The sequence below is a fragment of the Ruegeria sp. CDSA221 genome (assembly GCF_059611825.1).
The window spans coordinates 23,433-29,517 of the sequence record NZ_JBXWPK010000022.1 but is presented as its reverse complement, the minus strand read 5'-3'; the positions used below and the strand labels follow the sequence as shown (position 1 = coordinate 29,517).

The window sequence follows — 6,085 nt, the reverse complement described above, 5'->3', positions numbered from 1 at the left end:
CGTTTCAATCCCATAGTTCGTCTCCTTTGCTGCAATAAATGCTATCAAAGGAGCGGCATCAAACCGCGACACGTCCAATAACCATCAGCGGTATCACGAGAGCATCAACAACGTCACACCTGCTGACGTCTACTTCGGACGCGACAAAGCCATTCTGCAACAACGAGAAAGGATCAAACAAAAGACGCTCGAGGCACGCCGCTTGCATCACCGCCAGCAAGCCGCATAATCAAACCAACAAGATGAGACAAACCCTCTCTTAGTTTAGGATGCCAGTGGTTCCAAAAAACCTGACGACGGACATGATGGCATCTACCGAATGGACGTCGCGTCTGGTGAATACCGTCTGATCCTCAGCCTTGCGCAGCTCAAAACCCATCAGCCGACACCGTCGATGGACAAGGCCATCCATTGGATCACTCATCTTGAGGCCAACCCATCCGGTTCACGCTTCCTATTTATCCACCGCTGGACTGAACGGGTCGAGGACGAGACATGCTTCCTGCACCGCCTCTATACCGTGAACGGCGACGGGACGGATTTGCACATGCTTGAATGCTCGGACCACCCGTTGCCGCAACTCGCCGACGGTTTTGACCCGAATACGGTAGGGACGTTCGATTATGAAAAGTCGGAATACCAAATCTCACACCCGATGTGGAAATCGGACAATGAGGTGATCGTATGGGGGCCACATGACGGGGCAATCCATTATCATCTATACGATGACACGACAGGCAAGGTGGATGTCATTGGGCCGGGCATCCTGACTGAAAACGGGCACATGACCTATTCCAGTGGCGGGCGCTGGATCCTGTCCGACACCTATCCCGATGCCGACACGAACGAGCGCGTCCTGTTTTTGTTCGATACGAAGACCGGAGCACGGCATGACCTTGGGTCGTTCTACACGCCGCCCGATCTGGGTAAGCACAACCGCTGCGACCTTCACCCGCGCTGGAGCCATGGCAACAACACGGTCTGCATTGACTCCGTGCATGAAGGGGCACGGCAGATGTATCTGGTGGATGTGTCAGCAATCACTACCGAGCAGTGAGCATTCCCCCTGACGTCGGGTGGCGTTTGGCTTGCCCAAATCCCGCCTAACCCAAAAAAGAAGCCAAAGGATCTCCGGTCCTGTGGGAGCGCAAAAGAGATCGTTACCCGAACGAGGGGCGCCCCTTTTGGATGTTTGGGGACACAAACCCTGATCGCGGGCCTGACCCAAGATGCACTGATGGCTCCGTGGGTCATCAAGGGCGCAATAGACGGTCCTGCCTTCGCCGCCTACATCCGCCAAGTGCTGATCCCTGAGATCGCGCCGGGCACCGTGGTCATCCTCGACAATCTCGCCACGCTTCGAAACAAAGAGCCTGCCCACGCCCTGCGCGAACGCGGCTGCTGGTTCCTCTAAGCGCTGACGTCAGACACAACAACGTCAAAGCTAGTTATTATTTGGCGAGGTCAGGCATATAAAGTGCCTGACCCATTTGTTTAGTTCAGACCCCACCGAGCAGCGACTTCGTCGAAAAACCCCTGGGATTTTCTCAGCTTGATCCAGTTGTTGACGTAGTTGATCCACACCTGATCTCCTTGCGGTAGAATCATCGCAATTGGTGTTTTTGAGCGAGGTTCCTCAACTTGGATCTGACGCACGTTCGGGAATTTAGTCACAAGCGTTGAGCCTTCAATGTTGGACGTTACAAAAACATCCGCACGTCCCGAAATCACTTCTTGGTGGCCCAATGCGGGTGCTTCCACGATTTTGATATCTGCATTCGGGAACCATGCTTTGACCTGCCGTTCAAACGTAGTGCCCAGTGTCGCCGCTACTTTGACGTCCGGTTGATCAATTGAATCCCAACCGTCAAAGCGGTCAATCTTGTCTGCGGTTGTGAAGGGTAAAATTTCAACATCGATGTAACTTTCAGAGAACCCAGCAGCCTTCATGCGCGCGGGGCTAATAGATGCGGAACCCGTCAAATGATAGTTGCCGGCCACCGCTCCATTCACAAGGGTCTTCCAGTCTGTTGGCACAAATTCGAGCTCTACATCGAGATCGGCAGCGAGCTGCTTCATTACGTCGATATCATAGCCTTCAAATGTATTGGTGGCAGGGTTTCTCACGGACATCGGGTTCCAGTCTCCCGTCGTGCCTACCATGAGCGTACCCGATTCAAGAATGTCGGTCAGAGCTGATCTTCCCGAATCCTGTGCTACTACCGGAGACCCGAAAAATGCCACCAGTGCTGCGGTTAGTCCAGTCTTAATGAGTTTCCTCATGTCGTCCTCCTTGCTGTCAACCTTAGTGTTTTTGATCGTTGATTATGTATGTGGAACATATACCTTGCCCTTTTATGTTGCGCCTGTAAAGATAATGTGCATACAAAATATGAATAGAGATAGTTTAATGGAGGCGCACATGGCAAGTAGTGATGTCGATGCAATCGAAGTCAAAGACCTCAATAAGTGGTATGGCGACTTCCATGTCCTAAAAGAGGTTTCATTGAACGTCTCTGAGGGTGAGAAAATTGTTGTCTGCGGACCGTCCGGATCCGGCAAGTCAACTTTGATCCGATGCATAAACCACCTTGAGACCCATGGGACCGGCACAATCAAAGTGAACGGAATTAAGTTGGAAGAAGATAAGAGTTCCATCGAGCGCATTCGTTCCGAAATTGGCATGGTGTTCCAGCAATTCAATCTTTTCCCCCACCTGACCATTTTACAGAATCTGATGCTTGGCCCAACCATCGCACTGAAGAAATCTAAAAAAGAAGCTGAAGAGATTGCTATGTCCTATCTGGAACGAGTGCGCATTCCAGAGCAGGCTCACAAACGCCCGATACAGCTTTCTGGAGGTCAGCAGCAGAGGGTCGCGATCGCCAGATCCCTTTGCATGCAACCAAAGATCATGTTGTTCGATGAACCAACTTCGGCGCTTGACCCGGAAATGATCAACGAAGTTCTCGACGTTATGGTTGGCCTCGCCGAAGATGGCATGACAATGATCTGCGTCACGCATGAAATGGGGTTCGCGCGCAAAGCGGCTGATCGGATGGTCTTTATGGATCATGGTCAAGTTGTTGAAACAGGCAAGCCACAAGATTTCTTTACATCGCCAAAATCAGAACGGTGCCGACAATTTCTGGATCAGATTTTGCAGCACTAGGGAGCGAAGACATGAACCTCAAATTACTCACATTCTTCTGCCTCTTATTTGTGCTGCCCGGATGCAATTCCGCACCCGGCACATGGGGCTGGTACGTCATTGATCCAACCAACGAGGCTGGCTGGATTAACGTCAAATTCCTGTTCAGCGGGATGGGCACAACAATTCAGATGTCGATCATTGCGGCAGTTTTGTCGATGATCCTGGGTCTGATTGTGGCTCTACCAGGTATGAGTAACAAACGCATCCTGCGTTTACCTTCGCGCCTATATATTGAATTTGTCCGCGCGATCCCCTTGCTCCCTTTGCTTTTCTGGGTTTTCTACGGCCTACCGGTTGTACTGGGATCAATTCTAGGGTTCACCGTTGCAATTGATCCATTTTGGGGTGCGATCATTACGTTGGTGATTTCAGATAGTGCATTCACTGCGGAGATCTATCGATCCGGCATCCAATCTATCCCAAAAGGTCAATCCGAAGCAGCACAAACAGTCGGACTCAATTACTTTCAGACCATGCGCTATGTTATTCTGCCTCAGGCAATTCGACGCATTTTGCCACCTCTTGCGAACCAGTTCATCTATATCGTCAAAATGTCCGCCTTTGCCTCTGTGATTGGCATGCAAGAACTGACACGGCGCGCAAATGAACTGGTGGTGTCGGAGTATCGGCCGCTGGAAATCTACTCTCTGTTGATCCTGGAATATCTTATCCTTGTCCTGATCATCAGCGCCTTCGTGCGCTGGCTGGAGCGTAAGATGGGATCAAACGAAGCGGCCTAATAAACAGTAGAGTGCGCGTATGTCGCGCACTCCTGAGCCACCCCGGGGACGCCGAGAAGCCAAATGTGACACAGCTCAAACAGAGAATTCATCGAAAGCCTCTAGCGCCTTTGCGCTGAATGCAATCGAGGGTCCGCCCCCCATATAGCTGATCATTGTCAACGCATCGATGAACTCTTCACGTGTGGTGCCCATGCGCACAAGGGACCTTGTATGAAATCCAATACAGCTTTCGCAGCGCGTTGAAATGGCGATGCCCAAGGCGATCAGCTCTTTGACTTTTTCGGACAGCGGCCCATCGTTCTTTGCCGGGGACCCCATCTTGTCAAACCCCGCAAACGTCTCGGGTGCGTTTTTCTGAAATTCGCCAAGGCGTTTTACCGTGTCATTCAGGAAGATTTTCCAGCTCATCAGGTTCTCCATAGCAGAGTGTTGTTTATGTATAGAGTTATATTATATATGTTTGATATATTTATCCACAAGCATATAGTTTCAGTACGGCCCTGCAATTAGCACAGCCGTTTCTGGCAAGACAATAAAAGCGAATGATCGCGCGCACTGCTCAATAGAGGAATGACGAAATGAAGCTAGAGGCAATGACTTGGCAGGAAGTAGAACGCTATCTTGAAGATGTAGACTCAATCATGATCCCAGTTGGCTCGACCGAACAGCACGGGCCAATAGGTCTTATTGGGACAGACACAATTTGCGCCCGGGAAATTGCACAGCAGGCGGCGACCAAATCTGGCGCAATCGTAGCGCCTGAAATTCCGTACACCCCTGCCCCTTTCAATATGGGTTTTCCCGGCACGGTTTCGGTTGACCGATCCGTCTTTGAGGCGCTGTGCGAACAGGTCTTTTCCGCCCTTGCACACCACGGGTTTCGAAAAATCTATATCCTGAATGGCCATGGAGCCAACCTTGAGCCGCTTAGAACCGTCATCACCAAGCTGGACCAGGTGTCATTCCAACTGCGCAGCTGGTGGGAGTTTCCCGAGGTCAATGCACTGCGCTCATCGCTTTATGGTGAATGGGAAGGCATGCACGCAACACCGTCAGAAGTCGCTGTCAGCCAAGCACGAACTGGCATTGTCCACAGTGGTGCAGAAGAGGCACCACAAAAGCTATCCAAAGAATTCATCCGCACCCATGCTGGTGATCGACATGGCCCGCCGGACGAGCATCGGCAAATGTTTCCAGATGGTCGGGTCGGATCCCACTCGGCGTTGGCAAACAAGGAAGATGGTCAGCGGCTTTTTGATTTGGCTGCCGCTGCAGTGTCCCAAGATTTTGACGCATTCAGCTTACAATTGCTGGCAAAAGGTTCGGGATAAGACGCAGCTTATGATGGGGAATAGTTTGTTCCCTCAACAATAGCGTCTAAAGGCGCGCCGTCATGGAATATCCGCGACCAAAGCTCATGCGCGCGAAAGTCACCGGAACCCCATCGAGCCATGTCGTGCGTTCAGCAACGAATATGGCTTCACCGTCCCTAACCATGAGAAACTCTGACAAAGATTGATCTGCGGAACTGGCAAAAAAACGGATTTCGACATCCGTATATGGAACTTCTTTGACTAACCATTCGTTAGGTCCTGAATCTTGAAAATCGGCGTTTTCGACTTCTGGGACTGCATTGATGCTGATCCAGCGATCCTCAAACTGAAATGGCGTGCCGCCAGCATAGTGCATGCATCGCAAGTGAAGAACGCGATCCTTTTCTTTGAGGCCGAGCCGCGCCCGCTGCCATTCCGGTGCGGGTAAAATTTCGCGCGTAACAAGGCTGTAGCGATATTCTGAACCGGTATCTTCGATTTCAGCCCGAATGAGCGGTATGGCGAATTTCGCATTTCGGACAGGGTTTGGATTGACGCGCGTGCCTGCTTTTCGCTTGCGATCCAGATACCCTTCCTCTGCCAGCTCCCTCATAGCTCTGTTGACCGTTGCACGGGCACATCCAAACTGCTCTGCGAGATCAGTTTCTCCAGGAACTAGGGCGCCTGGTTTCCAAGATTTGTCGCGAATCCGAGCAAGTATTTCTGCCTTAATATCTCGATAGCTCTTTTTGCGCGAGTTCAAGTTGGTTTCTCCTCCATATGTATAAATTTATCGTTATAATGCTCGCAGTTAA

At 51.1% G+C, this 6,085-nt stretch carries 8 protein-coding genes and 1 pseudogene; 6 read left to right on the top strand and 3 right to left on the bottom strand.

Translation table 11 applies throughout. The features are described from left to right. Window positions 1-79: 79 nt before the first annotated feature. The 3 genes and pseudogenes from AC2FJ5_RS20625 to AC2FJ5_RS20615 all read left to right on the top strand — a co-directional run. Window positions 80-229: pseudogene (locus tag AC2FJ5_RS20625) on the top strand (IS3 family transposase); the annotation flags it as partial. A gap of 90 nt (window positions 230-319) precedes the next feature. Continuing rightward, window positions 320-1,057, top strand: a complete 738-nt coding sequence (locus AC2FJ5_RS20620; protein WP_496787626.1) for a hypothetical protein — start codon at window positions 320-322, stop codon at window positions 1,055-1,057. Between the two features lie 180 nt (window positions 1,058-1,237). Beyond that, the gene (locus AC2FJ5_RS20615) at window positions 1,238-1,414 is read left to right on the top strand and encodes a hypothetical protein (RefSeq protein WP_496794445.1); all 177 of its coding nucleotides are present in this window, start codon (window positions 1,238-1,240) and stop codon (window positions 1,412-1,414) included. An 80-nt stretch (window positions 1,415-1,494) separates the two neighbouring features. On the opposite strand, the gene AC2FJ5_RS20610 is transcribed toward AC2FJ5_RS20615, so the two are convergent. After that, window positions 1,495-2,283, bottom strand: a complete 789-nt coding sequence (locus AC2FJ5_RS20610) for a transporter substrate-binding domain-containing protein (protein ID WP_496774860.1) — start codon at window positions 2,281-2,283, stop codon at window positions 1,495-1,497. 139 nt (window positions 2,284-2,422) lie between these two features. Between AC2FJ5_RS20610 and AC2FJ5_RS20605 the strand changes: the two genes are divergently transcribed. Both AC2FJ5_RS20605 and AC2FJ5_RS20600 read left to right on the top strand, forming a co-directional pair. Beyond that, window positions 2,423-3,172, top strand: coding sequence for an amino acid ABC transporter ATP-binding protein (locus AC2FJ5_RS20605; protein ID WP_496774859.1), 750 nt, complete (start codon window positions 2,423-2,425; stop codon window positions 3,170-3,172). Between the two features lie 11 nt (window positions 3,173-3,183). Next, entirely contained in the window at window positions 3,184-3,954 is a 771-nt protein-coding gene (locus AC2FJ5_RS20600) for an amino acid ABC transporter permease (protein ID WP_496774858.1), read from the top strand. Between the two features lie 75 nt (window positions 3,955-4,029). Here the strand turns inward: AC2FJ5_RS20600 and AC2FJ5_RS20595 are convergent, their stop codons facing one another. Further along, on the bottom strand, window positions 4,030-4,365 hold the full coding sequence (locus tag AC2FJ5_RS20595; protein WP_496774857.1) for a carboxymuconolactone decarboxylase family protein: 336 nt from the start codon (window positions 4,363-4,365) through the stop codon (window positions 4,030-4,032). A 170-nt stretch (window positions 4,366-4,535) separates the two neighbouring features. Between AC2FJ5_RS20595 and AC2FJ5_RS20590 the strand changes: the two genes are divergently transcribed. Next, window positions 4,536-5,288, top strand: coding sequence for a creatininase family protein (locus AC2FJ5_RS20590; RefSeq protein ID WP_496774856.1), 753 nt, complete (start codon window positions 4,536-4,538; stop codon window positions 5,286-5,288). A gap of 46 nt (window positions 5,289-5,334) precedes the next feature. Here the strand turns inward: AC2FJ5_RS20590 and hutC are convergent, their stop codons facing one another. Beyond that, the gene (hutC, locus tag AC2FJ5_RS20585) at window positions 5,335-6,033 is read right to left on the bottom strand and encodes a histidine utilization transcriptional repressor HutC (RefSeq protein WP_496774855.1); all 699 of its coding nucleotides are present in this window, start codon (window positions 6,031-6,033) and stop codon (window positions 5,335-5,337) included. Window positions 6,034-6,085 lie beyond the last annotated feature (52 nt).